Origin of the sequence: Mesobacillus maritimus (assembly GCF_023715205.1) — a bacterium.
GTDB classification, from domain to species: domain Bacteria; phylum Bacillota; class Bacilli; order Bacillales; family Cytobacillaceae; genus Mesobacillus_B; species Mesobacillus_B maritimus_C.
This window is the reverse complement of record NZ_JAMBNR010000003.1, coordinates 242443-263041: the sequence shown is the minus strand read 5'-3', so window position 1 is coordinate 263041 and position 20599 is coordinate 242443. Positions and strand designations below refer to the sequence as shown.

The 20599-nt window shown below is 40.6% G+C and carries 21 protein-coding genes; 16 read left to right on the top strand and 5 right to left on the bottom strand.

The features are described from left to right. The first annotated feature begins 210 nt into the window (after nt 1-210). The 15 genes from M3182_RS05830 (at nt 211) to M3182_RS05760 (ending at nt 15710) form a co-directional block, all read left to right on the top strand. Nucleotides 211-1683: an alkaline phosphatase gene (locus M3182_RS05830; protein WP_251426356.1), complete on the top strand. Its 1473-nt coding sequence runs from the start codon at nt 211-213 to the stop codon at nt 1681-1683. Nucleotides 1684-1801: 118 nt separating this feature from the next. Next, complete coding sequence (locus tag M3182_RS05825; RefSeq protein WP_251557371.1) at nt 1802-2524, top strand: DUF421 domain-containing protein; 723 nt, start codon at nt 1802-1804, stop codon at nt 2522-2524. Between the two features lie 30 nt (nt 2525-2554). Then, nucleotides 2555-3286 carry a DUF421 domain-containing protein gene (locus tag M3182_RS05820; protein ID WP_251557370.1) on the top strand — a complete coding sequence of 244 codons (732 nt, stop codon included), beginning with the start codon at nt 2555-2557 and terminating at the stop codon, nt 3284-3286. A gap of 459 nt (nt 3287-3745) precedes the next feature. Next, nucleotides 3746-4414, top strand: coding sequence for a sugar transferase (locus tag M3182_RS05815; RefSeq protein WP_251426565.1), 669 nt, complete (start codon nt 3746-3748; stop codon nt 4412-4414). 19 nt (nt 4415-4433) lie between these two features. Beyond that, nucleotides 4434-5882 carry a teichuronic acid biosynthesis protein TuaB gene (gene tuaB / locus M3182_RS05810; RefSeq protein ID WP_251557369.1) on the top strand — a complete coding sequence of 483 codons (1449 nt, stop codon included), beginning with the start codon at nt 4434-4436 and terminating at the stop codon, nt 5880-5882. Nucleotides 5883-5972: 90 nt separating this feature from the next. Then, entirely contained in the window at nt 5973-7166 is a 1194-nt protein-coding gene (tuaC, locus tag M3182_RS05805) for a teichuronic acid biosynthesis protein TuaC (RefSeq protein WP_349775426.1), read from the top strand. Nucleotides 7167-7274: 108 nt separating this feature from the next. Next, nucleotides 7275-8603 (top strand): UDP-glucose 6-dehydrogenase TuaD, encoded by a 1329-nt coding sequence (gene tuaD, locus M3182_RS05800; RefSeq protein WP_251557367.1) that lies wholly within the window; start codon nt 7275-7277, stop codon nt 8601-8603. Between the two features lie 65 nt (nt 8604-8668). Continuing rightward, nucleotides 8669-9622, top strand: a complete 954-nt coding sequence (locus M3182_RS05795) for an NAD-dependent epimerase/dehydratase family protein (RefSeq protein ID WP_251557366.1) — start codon at nt 8669-8671, stop codon at nt 9620-9622. A 32-nt stretch (nt 9623-9654) separates the two neighbouring features. Then, nucleotides 9655-10929: a teichuronic acid biosynthesis protein TuaE gene (gene tuaE / locus M3182_RS05790; RefSeq protein WP_251557365.1), complete on the top strand. Its 1275-nt coding sequence runs from the start codon at nt 9655-9657 to the stop codon at nt 10927-10929. Nucleotides 10930-10952: 23 nt separating this feature from the next. Then, complete coding sequence (locus M3182_RS05785; RefSeq protein WP_251557364.1) at nt 10953-11639, top strand: hypothetical protein; 687 nt, start codon at nt 10953-10955, stop codon at nt 11637-11639. 212 nt (nt 11640-11851) lie between these two features. Beyond that, a complete protein-coding gene (gene tuaG / locus M3182_RS05780) occupies nt 11852-12610 on the top strand; it encodes a teichuronic acid biosynthesis protein TuaG (RefSeq protein ID WP_251426347.1) in 759 nt (252 codons plus the stop codon). A 111-nt stretch (nt 12611-12721) separates the two neighbouring features. Then, on the top strand, nt 12722-13897 hold the full coding sequence (tuaH, locus tag M3182_RS05775) for a teichuronic acid biosynthesis protein TuaH (RefSeq protein WP_251426563.1): 1176 nt from the start codon (nt 12722-12724) through the stop codon (nt 13895-13897). A 281-nt stretch (nt 13898-14178) separates the two neighbouring features. Next, nucleotides 14179-14388 carry a hypothetical protein gene (locus M3182_RS05770; RefSeq protein ID WP_251557363.1) on the top strand — a complete coding sequence of 70 codons (210 nt, stop codon included), beginning with the start codon at nt 14179-14181 and terminating at the stop codon, nt 14386-14388. Further along, a complete protein-coding gene (locus M3182_RS05765; protein WP_251557362.1) occupies nt 14385-14696 on the top strand; it encodes a hypothetical protein in 312 nt (103 codons plus the stop codon). The genes M3182_RS05770 and M3182_RS05765 overlap by 4 nt, the downstream gene beginning before the upstream one ends. A 603-nt stretch (nt 14697-15299) precedes the next feature. Then, on the top strand, nt 15300-15710 hold the full coding sequence (locus M3182_RS05760; RefSeq protein ID WP_251557361.1) for a hypothetical protein: 411 nt from the start codon (nt 15300-15302) through the stop codon (nt 15708-15710). Nucleotides 15711-15826: 116 nt separating this feature from the next. Here the strand turns inward: M3182_RS05760 and M3182_RS05755 are convergent, their stop codons facing one another. The 4 genes from M3182_RS05755 to M3182_RS05740 all read right to left on the bottom strand — a co-directional run bounded on the left by M3182_RS05755 (nt 15827) and on the right by M3182_RS05740 (nt 18261). Beyond that, the gene (locus M3182_RS05755; RefSeq protein WP_251557360.1) at nt 15827-16492 is read right to left on the bottom strand and encodes an oxidoreductase; all 666 of its coding nucleotides are present in this window, start codon (nt 16490-16492) and stop codon (nt 15827-15829) included. A gap of 228 nt (nt 16493-16720) precedes the next feature. Next, a complete protein-coding gene (locus M3182_RS05750) occupies nt 16721-16882 on the bottom strand; it encodes a hypothetical protein (protein ID WP_251557359.1) in 162 nt (53 codons plus the stop codon). Between the two features lie 15 nt (nt 16883-16897). Further along, a complete protein-coding gene (locus M3182_RS05745; protein WP_251557358.1) occupies nt 16898-17383 on the bottom strand; it encodes a YndM family protein in 486 nt (161 codons plus the stop codon). Between the two features lie 215 nt (nt 17384-17598). Beyond that, nucleotides 17599-18261 carry a spore coat protein gene (locus tag M3182_RS05740; protein ID WP_251557357.1) on the bottom strand — a complete coding sequence of 221 codons (663 nt, stop codon included), beginning with the start codon at nt 18259-18261 and terminating at the stop codon, nt 17599-17601. Between the two features lie 201 nt (nt 18262-18462). Here M3182_RS05740 and wecB point away from each other — a divergent pair, with 201 nt between their 5' ends. Further along, a complete protein-coding gene (gene wecB, locus M3182_RS05735; RefSeq protein ID WP_251557356.1) occupies nt 18463-19605 on the top strand; it encodes a non-hydrolyzing UDP-N-acetylglucosamine 2-epimerase in 1143 nt (380 codons plus the stop codon). Between the two features lie 51 nt (nt 19606-19656). Here the strand turns inward: wecB and M3182_RS05730 are convergent, their stop codons facing one another. Beyond that, the gene (locus tag M3182_RS05730) at nt 19657-20538 is read right to left on the bottom strand and encodes a TetR/AcrR family transcriptional regulator (RefSeq protein WP_251557355.1); all 882 of its coding nucleotides are present in this window, start codon (nt 20536-20538) and stop codon (nt 19657-19659) included. Between the last annotated feature and the right edge of the window lie 61 nt (nt 20539-20599).

Genomic DNA, 20599 nt, shown 5'->3' with positions numbered 1-20599 from the left:
TGGAAATAAACTGGATGGTGCCTGGCACCATCCAGTTTATTGGAAATCATAGTCTGTAATAATTATGAATTATGAAGTGATCTTAAAAAGATGTCCAAATAAAACAGGGCATCTTTTTTTGTTTTATTACAGTGGAAAACTTTCCCTGTGTTTCTTACGATTTCCCTTCAAATAATAGGAAATGGAACCTGTTTAAGGAGGAAGAAAACAATGCATAAACGTTTGATTTGGATGGTTTTAGTTGCTCTTATTCTGTATTTACCAGGATCTTTCTTAAATATAAGCGTGGTTCATGGCCAGACAAAAGAGAAAATAGAGTTAGATTCATTGGCGTTGTTTCCGAATCCCGATCCGCCATTCCAAGAAAAAGATCATCCGGGAAGTGTCGCAAAAACACCTAAAAATGTTGTGTTAATGATTGGAGATGGAATGGGGATTGGTCAGTTGGAGATTGCTCGTCTTTTTGAGCATGGAAAGAATGGTCGATTATTTATGGAAACCCTTCCGAACGTAGCACTTGCTCATACTTATTCGGAAAACAATACGGTGACCGATTCAGCTGCAGCAGGGACGGCTTTGGCAACAGGGAAAAAAACCAATAATGAAATGATTGCTCGAACCCCTGACAATAAACCAGTTGAAAGTATTCTGAAAAAAGTTAAAAAAGGTGGAAAAAAGGTCGGCATTATTACGACGAATAAAGTAACAGATGCTACCCCTGCAACCTTTACAGCTAGTGTAAAAAACCGCTGGTCTGATCAAACGGAAATCGCAAAGCAGCAGTTAAATGATGGGCTTGATGTAGTCCTTGGTGGTGGAAAATCAGACTTTGAGCCTGAGCAGCAGAATGGAGTAAATTTAATTGAAAAGTTTAAAAGCAATGGCTATACATTCGTTAATAACCGAGCAGATTTATCTAAAGCAACTGGGGAAAAGCTTCTAGGGCTATTTAATAAAGATCATTTGTCTTTTAAATTAGACAGAGAAGAATTGAAAAGCGAAGAACCGTCTCTGAAGGAAATGACTGAGAAGGGACTAGAGTTTTTATCAGAAGGGGATAGCGGTTTTTTCTTAATGGTTGAAGGAGGGCGCATCGATCACGCTTCGCACGCAGCGGACTTACCAAGTGTTTGGAAAGAAACAATTGAATTTGATCATACAGTCGAGTATGTAACAAACTGGGCAAAAGAACGAGGCGACACATTGGTTGTCGTGCTGGCAGACCATGAAACAATGGGGATTTCAGCAACAGAGGCAATGGATATTAAAGCCTTGAAACAGATTGAAGTTTCTCATGAATTCATGGCAAAACAGCTAAAAAAAATTGAACGGACAGGAGATTATACAGCTGACAGCATTCGAGACGTGTTTAAAACCTACGCGAATATGGATATTTCCGATGAGGAGATTGTTAAATTTAACGAGAAAATTAAAAATGTTAGAGATAAAGTGTATTCTCATCGCCGGGTGGGGTGGGAAATCGGAAGTATGATAACGGAACATTATCACGGAGGCATTGTGAGCAGTGCAACCAGGTCTTTAAGTAGTACTGGTGGCCACACAGGGAACCTTGTTCCAGTGTTTGCCTATGGCGTCGGCTCAGACAAATTTGAGGGAGTGCTTAATAATACCGATATCCCTAAAACAATCGCTGACCTCATGGGATATCGAATGGAGGACTAACTCTGGGATTGGAAGAAAACTGGATGGTGCCTGGCACCATCCAGTTAATTTCCATCATTCATTCGTCCAGAAGGGGAAAATGGCCAAACGAAATTTTGGTAGACGGGGTGGTTGGATAATGGATGTACTGATGGACAGTTTGAAGGTTATTGGGAGAATTGCGACCATTTTGCCGTTATTATTATTTATCGGAATCTATATGGGAAAACGTTCGATTGGAGAACTTCCCGTTTTTGATTTCCTTGTCATGCTAGTTCTAGGGTCAGTGGTAGGAGCCGATATCGCCGACCCAGAGATTGACCATATCCACACAGTTGTAGCTATGTTAGCGATTCTTCTATTGCAAAAACTGATCATTTATCTTAAATTGAACTACCGAAAATTTGGGCATCTCATTACGTTTGAACCAACAGTTGTCATATACAAAGGGGAATTATTGCCTGCCAATCTACAAAGAATCAATTATACGATTGATAATGTCCTGCAAATGCTCCGGGAAAAAGACGTATTTCAGATGAGTGATGTGGAGCTAGCAATTATTGAAGCAAATGGCCGTATGTCCGTTCGTTTAGCATCAGAAAAAACCCCCGCTACCCTCAAGGACTTTAATTTACCTGCCGGAAAGGCAGAATACGAAATCCCAATTATTTTAGATGGTGTCATTCAAGAAGAGGCTTTACAACAGCTTAAAAAAGATGATGAATGGCTTCAAAAAGTGTTATCCGCAAAGCATGTAAAAGATCAATCCACCGTCTTTTATGCGGGGGTCAACACTAAAGGAGAAGTAAACCTGACATTAAAAGGACATTTGAAAACAGGAGTTCCTCCGATTTTTCACTAAGAATGTCTGAGGCGTAGAGGTGAGTAGAGGATGGATATTTTAATAGACAGCATAAAAGTGATTGGACGAATTGTAACGGTTCTGCCCTTGATGCTTATGATTGGACTCTTTATGGGAAGGCGCTCAATCGGGGAACTTCCCGTTTTTGATATATTGGTTATTTTAGTTTTTGGAACAGTTTTGGGTGCGGACATTGCTGACCTGAGAATTGACCATATTCATACCTTTGTTGCTGTCATTTCAATTGGCCTACTACACCGTTTCATCATCTATATAAAATTAAACAATCATAACCTGAGGCGTATAATGACATTTGAACCAACGGTTATCGTATATAAAGGGGAGTTTCTCCCACGAAACATGAAAAAAATCAATTATTCCATGGATAATATCCTTCAAATGCTAAGAGAGAAGGATATCTTCCAAATCAACGATGTGGAAATGGCAATTGTCGAAGCGAGCGGTAGGCTCTCGGTAACTCTAAAAATGAACAAACGCCCAGTGACAGGAGGGGATCTCAATCTCTCTTCCCAAGAGGCTGAAGGAAGTATTCCTCTCATCTTGGACGGCAAAATCGATAGAAAAGTCCTCAAAGGTCTGAACAAAGACAAAGAGTGGTTACTTCATGAATTGAATGAAAAGCACAATATTGACCAGGTAGCGGAAGTTTTCTACGCCGAATTAAATAAGAAAGGCGAATGGAGTATTACGTTAAAGAACCACAGCTCAGCCCAACAACAGCCTCCCCCAATCTTTCATTAACGTTTCTTCTTATCCCCTTTCATGAACATAAAAAAATCCCTATAAAAGGGACAGGGATTACAGAAAGAATTAACTTAAGTATAAATGCGCCATGATGAGAAGAAATTGAATGCAGACTTTAGTGGTCATCGCACAACACATCCTATCGTTAAGAATGTCTTTTCTCCATCTATAATCACAGCTTACCATCGTTTTGTAAGGAAAATATTAAGAAGATAGTAAGGTTCGGTAAAAATAAGGTGGAAGAAAACTGGATGGTGCCTGGCACCATCCAGTTTTCTTCCATTTATCTAGGACACTCTTTTCACGAAGGGGTGTCCTTTTTCCTGTTTTTTGTAAAAAAGTTTACAATAATTAACTAAATTTACTGAACCTTCATAAAGTTAACGTTTTCTTTATGGTACTTCAACACAGCCTTCAAAGTTCGTCCTTATACTACAACCTAGGAGGTGGTTTGTTCTGAATGCTGGAAAGAGCGCGAATTTCTACCAGGATTACCCGATTGTCAAGGCTACCAAACCCACTACCCTTACACTTTCGAAGCAAGCAGAGCAATATCTCTTTTTCAAAAGAATGATGGACCTTTTATTGTCCTGTATCGGACTTCTGTTTGCGGCCCCAATTATATTGGTGTTTGCATGTTTGATTGTGATAGAGACCCCTGGATCCCCGTTTTATGTTCAGGAGAGGGTCGGGAAAAATGGCGTTTGTTTTCGAATCGTTAAACTTCGCTCCATGAGGCAGGATGCCGAGAAGGGTGGAGCCAAATGGGCGGAAGTGAATGATTCTCGGGTGACAAGAGTAGGAGCATTTATTCGGAAAACAAGAATTGATGAGTTACCACAATTTATATCGGTCTTGAAAGGAGACATGTCAATCATCGGTCCGAGACCGGAAAGACCGATGTTTACCGAGCAATTTGATAAAGAAATTCAAGGATTTAAAAACCGACTCCTTGTAAAACCAGGTTTGACTGGATTAGCACAAGTGAGTGGCGGTTATGATATTACACCAGCAGAAAAATTGAAATACGACCTTCGATATATCGAAAATCTTTCATTTTTATTGGAAGTAAAAATCTTACTTAAAACAGTAAAAGTGGTGTTAACCGGAGAAGGAGCTCGTTAACAAAAGGCAGGGAAATTTTGTGTCAACCATTCGAAACCAATTACATAAAGGAGTGAAGTGGACAGGAGCATCGTCGCTGTTCATTACCATCATTCAAATTGTCCAATTTGCGCTTCTTGCAAATGTGATGGGGGCAGCTGAATTTGGCCTCGTTGGCATGATTACAACGATCGTTGTTTTTGCACAAATCCTGATTGATCTAGGATTAGGCTCGGCTGTTATTCAAAAAGAGCGGGTGACAAACAGAATGTTGTCCACACTATTTTGGCTGAATATGCTCGTTGGGATCCTTCTTTTTGTAGTCCTAATGGTAGCGAGCCCTTTGATCGCAAGTTTCTTCCATGAAGAAGAGCTCGTGCCGTTGGTTCGCCTATTAGCCATCATGTTTCTTATTGCACCAATTGGCCAACAAAGCCAATACATGCTTCAAAAAGAACTGCGATTCAATGCACTCGCTGTTGTTGAAATCATCGCCACGTTCTTATCGTTTTTTACCTTAATTGGACTTTTGTTTGTGATGAGTCCAATTTATGCATACGTCATTTCTCAAGTTTTATTTTATGCATTAAAAGGAGTTCTTTATTTCAGTGTTTATCTAAAAACATGGCGGCCAGGTTTTGTTTTTCGGTTAGCCGAATGCAAAGAAATCCTTTCTTTTGGAGGCTTTCAGCTTGCATCTAGACTGGTCAATCGCATTGGTTCCAATCTAGATGTCCTGCTTATTGGTCGGTTTATGGGAGCGGAAGCACTAGGTTTCTACCATTTAGCTTACCAAGTGGTCACCATTCCAGTGTTGAAAATCAACCCAATTTTAACGCGCGTGGCATTTCCGTTATTTTCAAAAAATCAACATGACCACAACTCGTTAAAAGAAGGCTTTCTCCATATGTCCAAATTGCTGGCGCTGGTTAGCTTTCCGTTGTTATTGGGGGTCATTGCGGTCGCTGACGTTTTCATTGTCACGGTGTTTGGTAAGCAATGGTTACCAGCTACGGAAATTCTGCAAATTATGGCAATCGTTGGGCTGCTGCGCGTTCTGATGAATCCCAACGGCTCGGTTCTCCTTGCGAAAGGAAAGGCTAATCTCAGCTTTTACTGGGACACGGGCGTTCTTCTTTTATACGGATTGGCGTTATGGGTTGCGGTCCAAAGTCAGAATCTCGAGACTGTTACCTGGACTTATGTCACCGTCAGCTTAGTGAACTTCTTCATCGGCAGATGGCTGCTTGCTTGGTTGATTCAGTTATCACTTAAAGACTATCTACAAGCGTTATCCAAGCCGTTTATTCTCTCCATCACAATGATGGTGGGCGCGTTTTGGATAAAAGAAATCAGCGCTCGCTATCTAACAGATGAAGCGTTTTGGACGATGTTGCTTTCAGTTGGAGGAGGAGCGGTCGTTTATCTAGGGTTAGTAAGTCTCGCTTACCCGCTGCTAGTCAAAAAAGGGCTTAGGAAACTAGCTTAATTGAAACTTATAACTAAACAGCAAAGGGGCAACGATGCTATGCACGCTCAGGTTCGGAACATGGAAAATACGACAATCAAAGATGACAAGTTGCGAGTGGTCTGGATCACGAGTGCTTATCCAAGTGAGCTTCAGCCGAGTAACGGCGTGTTTCACGAGACGCAAGTTCACGCCTTAAAACGTTTGGGAGTAGAAGTGACCGTGATTTGCCCAGTACCGCGTAATCCAGCTTTGTTTCGAACGTTAAAAAAACAATACCAACTCCAAGAGGATCTGCCCCTACGCTACAACCGAAAAGGAGTCGTTGTCCATCGACCACGTTACACGGCACTGCCTGGACAACTAAGGTGGTTCCAACCAGATAAACGCATTGCTGCCGTTGTCCTCGAGACAATGGAGAAGGAAAACATACAGACTGATTTGCTTCATGCCCATTTTGCAATGCCCTCAGGAGGAGCGGCGAAAAGGGTAGCAAAAGAAAAAAATTTGCCGTGGGTATTAACACTGCATGGAAGCGATGTAAATGTGTATCCACACTACAGTCCAATGGCGAAGCGTTCTTTTCTCCAATCCGTACAGGCAGCTGATCAAGTGTTTGCGGTAGGAAAATCGCTAGCCAGCCAAACAAATACCATGACCGGAAGAGTGCCCACCGTTCTTCCAATTGGAGTGGACTTGTCCAAATTTCGACCACCAGAACAGTCTAAAAGATTGCTGCGAAAACTTCTGGAGCTTCCTCAAGAGAAAAAACTGCTCACGTTTGTTGGCAGGTTAACAGAAGCAAAAGGCGTGTTTGAATTAGCGGAAGCTCTTCAGCACTTACCAGAAGAGGTCGGTGTCGTATTCGTCGGCGATGGTCCAGCAAAGGAAAAACTAAAGCAGCATCCTGAGCTGAATGTCCGGTTATTTTTACCTGGGGCAATTGAAAATGCGAGAGTCAAAGATTACTTGGGAGCGAGCGATGCTTTTGTACTTCCATCTTATACCGAGGGGATGCCGACGGTAGTTATCGAAGCACTAGCATTGAAACTTCCCGTAATTTGTACAAATGTCGGCAGTGTCCCAGATTTATTCGGCAATCATCAAAACTTGCTGATTGAGCCGAAATCCGTTTCACAGCTCGCCAAAAGAGTACATGAGGTTTTATATGAAAACACTTATCCCGAAAACGTAAGACAAGAACTCTATCAGCGAATACAGCAAAACTATCATGTCGACCAAAACGCGCGCGAGTTGCTGCGATATTATCAGTTCATTCAAGAGAAAAAGAGTGTATTAGGATAGCGAGTCGTAAACGAAGAAGCACGGACTAAACAGAACGATAAATACTAGAAGCACTAAATAATAGCAAAATGTAACGAGAGAGCACCAATTGAAAAAGGAGTGGAGAACATGAGGAAAATCGCCGTAATTGGAACCGGATATGTTGGACTTGTAACTGGCACATGTTTTGCGGAGACAGGAAATCGAGTGATTTGCTGTGATATTGATAGCCAGAAAATTACCAACCTTCTTAACGGAGTTATGCCGATTTATGAACCAGGTTTAGAAGAGCTTGTTGCTAAAAATCAAAAACGAGAAACTCTTCAATTTTCAACAGATATTCCTAACGCTATTCAACAAGCAGAAATCATTTATATTGCGGTCGGCACTCCGATGACGGTCACGGGTGAAGCGGATTTAATGTATATCAAACAAGTGGCCAAAACAATTGGCGAGAATTTAAACAGTTATAAAATCATTGTCACGAAAAGTACGGTCCCAGTTGGAACCGGTAAAATCATCAGTTCGATTATCAAAGAGCAGACAGCAACCAAGTTTGATCTTGTGTCCAATCCAGAGTTTTTACGAGAAGGAGTCGCAATCAAAGATTGCATGAATATGGAGCGGGCGGTCATTGGGGCAACAAGCGAAACAGCTTATCAAGTCATCGCCGAGCTGTACAAACCGTTTACAACGAAAATGGTCAAAACGTCCGTCGAGACAGCGGAAATGATCAAGTATGCCGCTAATGCCTTTTTGGCAACAAAAATCTCGTTTATTAATGATATCGCCAATATTTGTGAGCGAGTCGGAGCCGATGTCACAAAAGTATCAGAAGGAATTGGACTCGATAGTCGGATTGGACCGCGCTTTTTACAAGCGGGAGTTGGCTTTGGTGGCTCTTGTTTTCCAAAAGATACAGCTGCACTGCTTCACATTTCGAAAGAAGTCGGCTATGACTTTAAGTTGATTGAGGCCGTTATGGAGACAAATGAACAGCAACGCTTACAAATGGTCGGAAAATTAACTTCAGTACTCGGGGATTTGGATGGTAAAACCATCAGCATACTCGGGTTGGCGTTTAAACCAGACACCGATGATGTTCGCTCAGCTCCGGCTTTAGATATCATTCCACATCTTGTCAATCTAGGGGCCAATGTTCGCGCTTATGACCCAATAGCAATACAAGAAGCGAAGAAAAAACTTGGGTATAAATGCACTTATTCTACAGACCTCTATCAAACGATTGAAAATGCGGATGCTTGCCTTATTCTCACTGATTGGCAGCAAGTGAAAAAACTAGATTTCGGAAAAATGAAAGAGCTGATGAAGCACCCAATAGTAGTCGACGGCCGTAATCTTTTTGATTTAGAAACAATGAAGCAAGCAGGGTTTACGTATCTTTCTGTGGGACGCCCTATGGTGAATCAACCAAGCTTTTCGCCGCGAGCGATGTAAGTACGAAGCAAAGATTTTTCAGTGAAACAACAGCTGTATTTTTAGATACAAGAGGAGGATTTCGAATGAAACGAGTGCTCGTTACCGGAGGAGCAGGATTTATTGGTTCCCATATTGTTGATGAACTAGTCAAACAAAACTTCCATGTGGTCGTGCTTGATAATCTTTCAACTGGAAAGGTAGAAAATGTTCGACATCGCCATATTGAAGTACATCAATGGGATATCACGGATCCAAATGTGGTAGAGATGATTACTTCTTTATGCCCGGATTATATTATTCACCAAGCAGCTCAAGTAAGTGTGGCCGAATCGGTAAAGAACCCTGTACATGATGAACACATCAATATCAAAGGATCGCTTCATGTTATCGAAGCCGCTGTAAAAGCAAGAGTGAAAAAGTTGGTGTTCGCGTCATCTGCTGCTGTTTATGGAAATCCATTGAGCTTGCCGATCTCGATTCATCATCCGACTCGACCAACCTCTCCGTATGGGCTAACAAAGTTAACGGTTGAGAACTACTTGAAGCTTAACAGTCAACTGAACCAACTGCCGTACAGTATTTTACGTTATAGCAATGTGTATGGACCAAGGCAAGATGCAAACGGCGAAGGCGGAGTGGTGGCGATTTTCACCGACAAGCTCATCAATCAGGTAGCGCCAGTCATTTTCGGAGATGGGGAGCAGACACGTGATTTTGTTTATGTAAAAGACGTCGCGAAAGCCAATGTAAAAGCAATGCTTGCGGAGCAGAATCTTTGTGTCAATATTTCTTCTGGTACCTCCATTACCATCAATCAACTTTTTGAAGCGATGAGAAAAGTTGCGCACTCGCATGTACAAGTGATTTATCGACCAGAGCGGTTAGGAGATATACGCGATAGTTTATTAAACAATGATGAAGCAAAAACAGAAATCAATTGGGAACCGGTTTATGACCTCCATGAAGGCTTGCAAGAAACGTTTCATCATGCGGCGAAAGTGAAGAACCATACGTTTGATATGGTCTCAAATCAATAGAAATTTTATGACAACGATGGGGTTAGATGGTTATGGGGTTCATAACACTTTTACAAAATAGTGATCGCCGCTTTCACGTAATGGTGTATGTGTTAGTGGTAACTACGTTTCTAAATCAATCTGTTATACAGTTGGATATTGGCTTCTTTAGCTTGTTTTTATACAGAATCATGTTGATTTTGGCAGCGACTGTATTCCTTGTCCACTTAGTCGCAAATCGAAATCTCGCAGACTACTGGGAACATGTGCATGTAAAAGGACCGTTGATTTTTCTATTACTCTGGCTAAGTTACGGATTCGCTTCACTTGTTTGGGCCTATTCGTTTGTGGATGCAATCAAATACCTCTTTTTACTAGGGCTAGGCGTTGTATTCGTTTTTTTGGCAGTCTTTACGTTTACAACTATGCCACGGTTGTATTTCTTTTACGCGATTTGGATGGGGATGACACTTCTTTTACTAGGAATTGGACTGATTAACCATTATCTGCAATTTCAGCTGCCTACTTCTAGCTTATACGGAGCATCTGATCATAAACTTGGGTATCCAACAGCGGTTTTTTTTAATCAAAATGATTTTGCCACGTTTTTAACGATCTCATTCTTCTTTTACCTTGCCGTCGCGAGAAACGGCAAACAAATGTGGCTAAAAACAATTTGTCTTGTGTTAAGCGGGTTAACTTTCTACATTATTAGTCTGACGGAGTCACGAGCAGGGGTGTTGGCAGTCGTTGTTGGCCTCTTATCTTATCTGTTTTTGTTAGTACCACCAATCATAAAAAAAATTATGCTAGCGACTGGGACAATCGCGGTGATTGGGGCAGCGGTACTTATTGTACCGAGCATAATCGGAAATGAGCCTATTGATGCTTCATCAAATGCCGTCCGACTCAACTTGTTAAAAAATACGTTTCATTATGTGGTTAATACCTATGGATTTGGAGTTGGCGCTGGGAATCTCCCAGTCTATTTAGAATATCAACCAGTTTATGAAACACACGCGATTCTTGAAGTTCACAATTGGCTTGCAGAAATCGCCGGGAACTTCGGGATTCTCGTGCTGTTAGGATATGTCACCATGTATGGCTATCTTTTCAGCTCTTTATATCGAATATATCGCAATCGTACGCAGCATAAAGCACTTTTAGAAGGACTAATGATCACATTGATTGCTTTCTTAGTAGCGAGTATCAGTCCAAGTTCAGTGAGCAATCTTTATTTTCACTGGGTATACCTAGGGTTCGTTCTCTCTGCCGTATCTGTTTTTAAAAGAGAAGAGATGCAGGGAATTCAAGAAAAACCCTATTAACAGATGAAGGAGAACTTAGTTGTATGGAAGTCATGACACAAAGGAAGCCGGAGAAACGGAGCAAGCACTGGCTGCTTCTGCTAATCCTTCCCGTTCTTTTAGCTGGAATCGGTTGGGTTTTACCAGTTGGAAAAGAACCTTCGATTGTTACCGCAGAAGCAACGATTTCTCTCGGGAATTATCAACATCAAAAGCTTAATCATGCAAATCATGTAGTGAAGATGCTATCCCATGCTCCTTTTTATGAGGAACATTTGCCGTCCGTATTAGTTGAAAATATGGTACCTCCAGAATTAACGGTTACCGCTATCAATGAAACGACGGTAAGACTCGCCTATTCAAGTAGTTCAAGTGAGGAAGCTTCTCAAGTGGTGAATGATGTCGCCTCTGCTTTTCTTCAAATGGACCAGGAGAAATTTGATAAAAAAGAGCGCATCGTTCAGGATTCGATTACTGCATTGGAAGATGAGGAAGTAAGCCCGGAGGCAAAAGTAGAGCAAGTACGTTTACTAAATGAATTAAAAACATTGCAATTCAGTATGGAGCCAGCAGTGCTTTTAGAAGCTGCGAACGTCGACGAAGTGGCAATCGAACAGAAGACACTTGGTTCAAAGGAGCGAGCGATTGTAGGCGGACTGATTGGAGTGAGTCTTTCGTTTTTATGGCTGATCTTGCCTAAGCTCGTAAGCAATCACAAACGTTCATACTAAAAGGCTATTTTCGTAAAGTTTGTTGTTAAAATCCTAAAGCCGATTTTAACGTGGATAAGCCATTTTGTGCGTTCGTACTAAGGCTACTGGCTCTTTTCTCCTGATGTAAAGATGCTAATCAGTGAAAACACAGCTTATACTTTTCTATTTATATCTATCAGAAGCAACAAAGTTTGAGAAAAGAGCCTAATAAAAATGGAGGAGATAGCATTATGGATCAACAGCAGCCCCTAGTTTCCATCATAACTCCGTGTTTTAATGCAGGGCCCTACATCGACCGAACCATTGAATCTGTGATGAGTCAAACGTTTCAAAATTGGGAGATGGTTATTGTCGACGACTGTTCAACAGATGATACCCGTGAAAGAGTAAAAAGTCATGCAGCCAAAGACGGGCGAATTCATTTACTCGAGCTCGAGGAAAACAGTGGGGCTGCGGTCGCAAGGAACCATGCGCTCGACTTTGCGACAGGAAGGTTCGTCGCATTCTTGGATAGCGATGATTGTTGGAAACCTGAAAAATTGGAAAAACAGCTTCAGTTTATGCAAGAAAACGGCTATGCTTTTACGTTTACCGCTTACGAGTTGATGAGCCATGAAGGAAAGAGGTTAAACAAAATTGTGGCTGCCCCAGCAAAAATACAGTATCACGACTTGTTAAAAAATACGATCATTGGTTGTTTGACGGTCATGGTTGACCGACAACAGACCGGTTCTTTCCAGATGCCCAATATTCGTACCCGCCAAGATCTAGCCACTTGGCTGTTGCTGTTGAAAAAAGGGTTTACCGCGTACGGATTAAACGAGGAGCTAGCAGAATATAGAACTGGAAATCCTTCCATTTCGAAAAATAAATGGAAAGCACTTAAAATGAACTGGTTTGTTTATCGGAAGGTTGAAAAATTAAATTTGGTTAAGGCGTTTTGGTGTTTTTCACACTATGCCGTTCATGCAGTTGCCAAACGGCTTTGAACACAATCAATAAAGGGGGTATGGGAGATGAACGCTGCTTATAGGAAGAATGAAGAAATCAATCGGGAGGAGCGGATAGCTCCAAACCCAATTAAGAAAACGGTGCATGTGATGGTGGCCGCAAGTGAATGGGGAATGGATGGTCTCAGGTATCGGCGCCACCGCTTGGCGGAGTTTTTGAAAAATCAACCTGAAACGGCAGAAGTCATCTGGTTATGCCCGACTCCGCATATAACCGAAGATGCGTATTCGAGTTTGCCAAACGGGATCCGACAGTTTCCAATCACGGATATTATGCCGCATAAACTCTTCCGGTTCGGTCGGTATATGGATTTGTTTTATCAAAGCAAACTTCGTTCATTGCTGTTTTATTTAAAAAAAGAACAGCTGGAGCATCGAATTCAGTTATGGTTTACCTTTCCTGGTTTTCCGTTACTCGCTGACCTTTTCCCGTGGGATCAAGTTATTTACGATTGCAGTGATTTATGGTCCTCCCCGATTGATGGGAAGAAAACAGTATTATCTTCCATTCGTCAAACCTTAATTGCAAACGCGGAAAAGCGGATTATAGAGAATGCAGATGTTGTCTTTTGTACGTCTACTTATTTGCGGGATAAAGTGGTTGAAATGCGTGGCAATGCAGAGCATGTGTATGTGTTTGAAAATGGGGTGGAGTACCTGAGTTTTGCTGAAGAAACAGAAACGGCAGTAGGCATTCGCCCGGTTGATTTTACCGGCAAGATAGTAGGATTTATCGGCGGGATTAAACCCAAACTAGACTTCGAGTTGGTTTCAGAAGTAGCGCGCCTCCGCCCAGATTGGTTGCTTTTATTTGTAGGGCCAGATGGTACGGGACAAAGCAGTGAATTTCAAGAGCTATTATCCAATAAAAATGTTCTTTGGATTGGCAGCGTACCCTCGGCGGAAGTTCCCAAATATATGAATACGATCGACATTGGCATCATGCCTTATAAAGATTCCCCCTATAATGAAGCAGTATTCCCATTGAAATTATTTGAGTTTCTTGCTGCGGGAAAGCCAGTTGTAGGAAGTAATCTGCCTTCGACTAAGAACTGTATAGCGGAAGGCATCTATACCCATCTAGAAGGAAATCAGGCGGTTGAGTTTGTGGAAGCATGTGACCAATTTGAAAAAGAGAACGAACCAAAGCGGATTGTCGAGCGTCAAAACATTGCTAGAGAAAGAGATTGGCATGTGATTTTTACGAGAATGATGGAAACGTCCCACCAATATGGGGAGGAGAGAGACACGTCGGCTAGAGGTTGAAGATGACCTTGGTAGGGCCGACGTTTCTTTTTTGGTGGGATTTGGTGATTCTGATAATAGAAGGAGAGGGGCCGCGTGAAAATAGAATGGTAGAAAGTGAAAATAGTAAGGGGTTTTCTGAAAATAGCAGAGCCGGATCTGAAAATAGAAAAAAGAAATTCGATAATAGAGGTTCGGCGAGAAAATAGAACTGTCGAAAGTGAAAATAGTAAGGGGTTTTCTGAAAATAGCAGAGCCGGATCTGAAAATAGAAAAAGGGTATTTGATAATAGAGGTTCGATGTGAAAATAGAACTGTCGAAAGTGAAAATAGGAAGGGGTTTTTTGAAAATAGCAGGGCCAGATCTGAAAATAGAAAAAAGAAATATGATAATAGAAATTCGATATGAAAATAGAACTGTCGAAAGTGAAAATAGGAAGGGGTTTTTTGAAAATAGCAGGGCCGGAACTGAAAATAGAAAAAAGAAATATGATAATAGAGGTTCGATATGAAAATAGAACTGTCGAAAGTGAAAATAGGAAGAGGTTTTTTGAAAATAGCAGGGCCAAATCTGAAAATAGAAAAAAGAAATATGATAATAGAAATTCGATGTGAAAATAGAACTGTCGAAAGTGAAATAGGAAGGGGTTTTTTGAAAATAGCAGGTCAGGATCTGAAAATAGAAAAAAGAAATATGATAATAGAAATTCGATGTGAAAATAGAACTGCCGAAAGTGAAAATAGGAAGGGGTTTTTTGAAAATAGCAGGGCCAGATCTGAAAATAGAAATAAGAAATTTGATAATAGAGGAGTGGCGTGAAAATAGAACCGTCGAGAGTGAAAATAGGAAGAGGTTTTTTGAAAATAGCAGGGCCAAATCTGAAAATAGAAAAAAGAAATATGATAATAGAAATTCGATGTGAAAATAGAACTGCCGAAAGTGAAAATAGGAAGGGTTTTTTGAAAATAGCAGGCCCGGATCTGAAAATTGTTAATCAAAAATCATGGGTATAATACTTGAATAAATTTAATACAAATAGGAATTTTACAAAAATATTATAATCACTTTATCTTGGCTTAGTATTTGCCAGTTAAGATAAAGGAGAATAAAAGCTGCTCGGTCATCTTCGGCATTGAAAAGTCAAAACGATTTTGGAGGGAAATGGCATGGACAGTATTCTTAATACAATCTATTTAATCGGAATAACCTACGCGTTTATCTCCATTTTTTATTACTCTTTTTTCAAGGAACGAAAAGAGAAAAGGTAGTCCCCCTTTTTTGGTCCCCATTGTTTCTCCCCAAGTTTTACCCTCACTAAAAAATTTTTTTGACAAATAAATAGACTTTTAAAAATTTTGCAGGAAAATGTCGTCACCTATTCGAATAGATTAGAGGTTATCAGTCATGAGGAGGCGGAGGAAAATGAAGCGTTTGGTTTCAATTGTTTGTGGATGTCTTGTTTTATTGATGATGTTTGTAGTGCCTGGGAATGCGGTACTGGCAGAAGAAAATGATTGTCAATGCCCTGGTACAGTCATTACCGGTGCCGAAAGAAATAAACTCGTAGCAGATTTATTAAAGAGTGATGAATTTAAGGCAGCTAAGAAGCAGTTAATGAAGGAAGAAGGATATACATGGGCAGGTGCCGGCGCGATTGAGGTGCGCGATTTCGGAGAGGTTGAAGGATACCCTGCCGCAGTATTAGTGTACCAAGTAGTATTTGTAGATCAAGATGGCAGTCTACAAGGCGCGGCATTCTTCAATATAATGGGAGAAATGCAATATTCAGGAGAAGTTTTTCCCATTGATGAAGACCATGACCATGAGCACTGATTTTAAATAAATAGCAACAAAAAAGGAACCTTGATGGGTTCCTTTTTTGTTCGGAAGTTTCCAGTATACTTCCAAGTGCCTGGTACCTGGATATTTATTTCCAATAGGTGAGGAGCTTATAATTTTTGACTCATTTGATGTATTTCATCGTTTTCGTGAATAAATTGACCATGTTGAGCGGTTAAACTTGCCTGATACATTGCTTTTGCCACGTCTCTCGCATGAATCGGTTTGAATTTTTTTAAAGAACCTACAAGCAAGAATGAGAATAACGGGCTTAAAAGGACGCCTATTTTTTCACCAAAGCGAAACTCTTTGCGCTCTCCGAGTAAGAGCGATGGCCGGAAAATATGAAGGGAGTGGAATCCAAGCTTTTTCACATCTTCCTCGACTTCTCCTTTGACACGACTATAAAATACCTTAGTATCTTTTGTCGCCCCCATGGCCGTTATGATAAAGAACTTTTGTGCTCCTTTTTCTCGAGTTAGCTTCGCGAGTTCAACAGGATATGTAAAATCCACTTTTTTGAAAGCCTCCTGGGTTCCAGCTTTCTTGATGGTTGTCCCTAAACAACAATAAACATCTTCAACCTGCATTTCATCTTGATAACTAGCTAATTGATCAAAATCTACAACAAATTGCTCAAGTTTCGGATGGGTAAGAGGGAGTGTCCTTCGAGTGAGTACTTTTACTTTTTCATACTTTGATTCAGTAAGTAAGAGAGTTACTAGTTCATTTCCAACCAAGCCAGTTGCTCCCACCACTAAAGCGGTATTCTGCATTTTTGCCACCTGTCCTTATTCCACATTTCCTACTATTTTAACGTAGGGAGAGAAAGAACTCTATTTTTAGATTAGGAAGTTTTCGTAATATTAGTGGCCAATAAGGATGTCAGTTCTTATTCTAAAAATAGATTAACGCTGTGTTACAAATTATTTGAAGAACCTTAACTACTTTGGGACAAGGATATCGCAGAGAAAAGCACCCAAAGATTAGGGTGCTTTCAGCATTTATTTCTGTTGATTCTTTTCATTCTTTACTTTAGCAGGTTGAGGTTGCTCTCCTGATACGATGCTTCCAAGTACTGTCCGATTGTACTTACTTCGATCTTCTCCCATTCCAGGTAGCGTATTGGCCATTGGCAACTGTTCGAGTTCCTTTCCACGCGGCATACTTGAACGACCTCCTTATTTCGACTGATTCGATTCTCCCTGGTTATCAGGATTCTTTGCTTCTTTTTTGAAGTTTTGATCATCAAGTTCCTCTGAGTACTCTGTCATCATTAGGTCTCCCTTATAAACCCCTGGAATCACACTTTCCGCAGAATCAGAAAAAATGTGAGTCTTCATATAAAGATGAAACAGCGGTTCCACACCGGCTACTAGTAAAGCAGAGAAGAGGGTGGTAAGGAGCATGTCTGATGTTGAATTTATGAAAACGGCACTGATAATCCAAATCAGTAAGAAACTTAAACCAAAGTCCGCTAGAGTGGATTTGAAGTTCCCGAGCTTTGGGAGTAGGTACAAATCACCTAAAAAATAGGAAACAACAGTGGTAACCACCGTGATAAACAAGATCGTCATCAAGGAGGCGTTATTGAAAATACTTAAAAAAGGAAACAGCATCGTTCCAATCGCAGTGAATTTAATCAATAATGCCCAAACGTGCTTCATTTCCGTTCCCTCCAATAATCCAAAATCCCCCATCCTATAAACAGGAAGGTTCACTCATAAATTGCCCATAAAGCTCTCCCACCACACCATCCAAAAAAAGTAAGGTGCCAGGCACCACCCAGTAATTTTTCAGTAAATTAATTTCCAGGTGCCAGGCACCATCCAGGAATTTGGAAAAAACCTAGTCGCTGGTTGGCGGACTAGGTTTAAGGTTTTTATTGAAGATTGTGATTTCCTTGGTATGGATTCATTTGCTGCACTGGAGGTGGGGATTGGTTCATGGTATGTTGCATTTGTCCCATCGATGGCATTGGTTTACCGACCATTCCCATGTTCCCAGTTTGGTTCATTGGTTGGAACATTCCGCTCATTTGAGTCATTTGTTGAGAAGTAAAGGTTGGCGGCTGATAATATCCGTTATAGTTCATCCAGCCCCAAATTTCATAGGCCATTTCTTGACAAAGATTAGCACCATTTACATGATACATTCTTAGATTATGGTCCGCACACTCATTCGCCCACTGCATTGCCATCATACTACCTGTTTTGTGAGCGTTTAGCGCTAAAGTCGCAATTGTTTGATCTGAAAGGCTATTTCTAGATTGAGTGGGTGCCATTGGTGCTTGTTCACTCAGGTTGAAATTGGCTTGATGATCATGGAATGTAGGTGCTTGGTGCGTCACCTGAACTCCTTTACCTTGTAGAAAAGATATCCCTTGTTGATAAGCGGCCATCATAGTTTGTTGATGCTTTGTTAGGATGGTTTTGAGCTGAGGGTCCTTACACATGGTTGCGAATAAAGAATGCTGTTCAATTTCTGCTGCCTTGGTTCTAAGAGCTTCAGCGGATTCTAAAAGTTCATGTGCTGCAAGGTTCATTAATATAACCTCCGTTATTATAGTTAGGATTTGGGATTTGCCCCTGTGGTAGTATTTGCGACTAAGTTCGTTTCATGCAGATGAGTTTTTTAAAAGTAAGAGACTTAAACAAGTGGTTATACACGGAAAATTATGGAGAAACAGTGCTCTCATGATAAAATGGTCGAAGGAATAGGAAATCGAAAGAAACGAGGCGTTAGCATGGGGAAAATTAAAGTCATGACCATCTTTGGCACAAGACCCGAGGCAATTAAAATGGCTCCGTTAGTTTTAGAATTAGAAAAACATTCTGCACAAATTGAATCAGTCGTGACTGTCACAGCTCAGCACCGGGAAATGCTTGATCAAGTTTTAAAAGTGTTCAAAGTAACTCCAGATCATGATTTAAATATCATGAAAAGTCGTCAGACGTTAGTCGATGTAACAACACGGGCATTAGAAGGCTTGGATAAAATCATGAAAGAAGTGAAACCTGATTTAGTGCTTGTTCATGGAGACACTTCAACGACCTTTGTCGCAAGTCTTGCTGCTTATTACAACCAAATTTCTGTAGGTCATGTAGAAGCTGGATTGCGGACATGGAATAAGTACTCACCATTTCCAGAAGAAATGAACCGACAGTTAACCGGTGTAATTGCGGATCTTCATTTTTCACCAACCGTTCAATCCAAACAAAACTTACTAGATGAAAATAAACACCCAGATACCATCTTCGTTACCGGAAATACAGCGATTGACGCACTAAAAACAACCGTCGATGATACATACCATCATCCTATATTTGAAAAATTAGGAGATAGTAAATTGATTTTACTTACAGCTCATCGACGTGAAAACCTCGGTGAGCCAATGCGTCAGATGTTTAAAGCCATTAAGCGCTTGGTTAGTGAACACGAAGATGTTCAAGTCGTTTATCCTGTACACTTAAACCCAGCTGTTCGAGAAGTGGCTGACGAAATTCTTGGAAAAAATCCACGAATCCATTTAATTGAACCGCTTGGAGTAGTTGATTTTCATAACTTTGCTTCAAGAGCCTATCTCATTCTAACTGATTCAGGGGGAGTTCAAGAAGAGGCGCCGTCGTTAGGAGTACCGGTCCTCGTCCTGCGGGATACAACTGAGAGACCAGAGGGAATTGAAGCAGGCACATTAAAACTGGCCGGTACCGATGAAGAAACCATTTACAGTTTGGCGAAACAATTACTCACTGATGCCGAAGAATATGAAAAAATGTCAAAAGCCTCAAATCCGTATGGAGATGGGAAAGCATCTCAGCGAATCGTTCAAGCGATTTTGCATTTTTACGAGATAACCAACCAACGACCAACTGAATTTGGAAAATAAATGACAGGTGCCAGGCACCATCCAGTTTTTGGATGTTGCCTGGCACCTCTTTTAATTGATTATTGCTGTAATAAGTTTTTTGAGGTCGTTGACTTCCTCACTTTGGAATGGACCAGGTTCTTTTTCTAATGTCTCTACGGTACTTTTGATGAGATATTTCCGCGGACCTTTTGGATGATGGAGTTCTTCTAAGAGGAAGTCCAGCAATTCATTGTATTTCATTGATTCCTCTTGATTCGACAAAGTTTGTTTCATTTTTAAAATGAATGTTTGTAGTTGGTCAACAGCTTGTTTATCTTGCCCTTTCTGTTCAGGGAGCCACTCAGCAAATTGTTTCGGATGAATCAGTTGTTCACCAGTTAGTGATACCTCTTCTACCATTTTTACAATTCGGTTGGTACAGTATTGAACAACTTCATGTAAGCTATTGCTTGATGGAGAGGCTAAAGATCGAAACTTTAAGTTTTGTTGTAGGATAGCCGAAAACATGATGGCACAATCCAATAGAAAAGGCTCACGCTCTTCGCCGAATAGCTGAACAAACCGTTGGTAAACCCAATGAATATAACGAAGCTGCCCTTTTTGAATGAATTCTTTTAGATCAGTGTCATTGGATACAATGACTTCTTCAAATAAAGCCAATAAGTTATTTGTTCGATTTGTTATTAACTGCAATTCAACTTGTTTAATAAAGATATCCAGATTGGCTGGATTTTGCCCAATTAGTAACTCGTTGCGTTCTTTTTCCATTTTTAAGTAAATGGATTTAAAGATGGCGATTAAAAGTTCGTTTTTAGATGAAAAATAATTATAAAACGTTCCTTTGGATATTCTACTATAATCCAATATGTCTTGAATGGATGTATTCTGAAATCCTTTATTGATAAACAATTCATGGGCCTTGTGAAGGACCTGTTGCTTTCTATCGTTCATTTCATCACCTATGTTTTGGTTTGGACTATCAGTCTAATTTCATAGTACCTGAAATTTATTT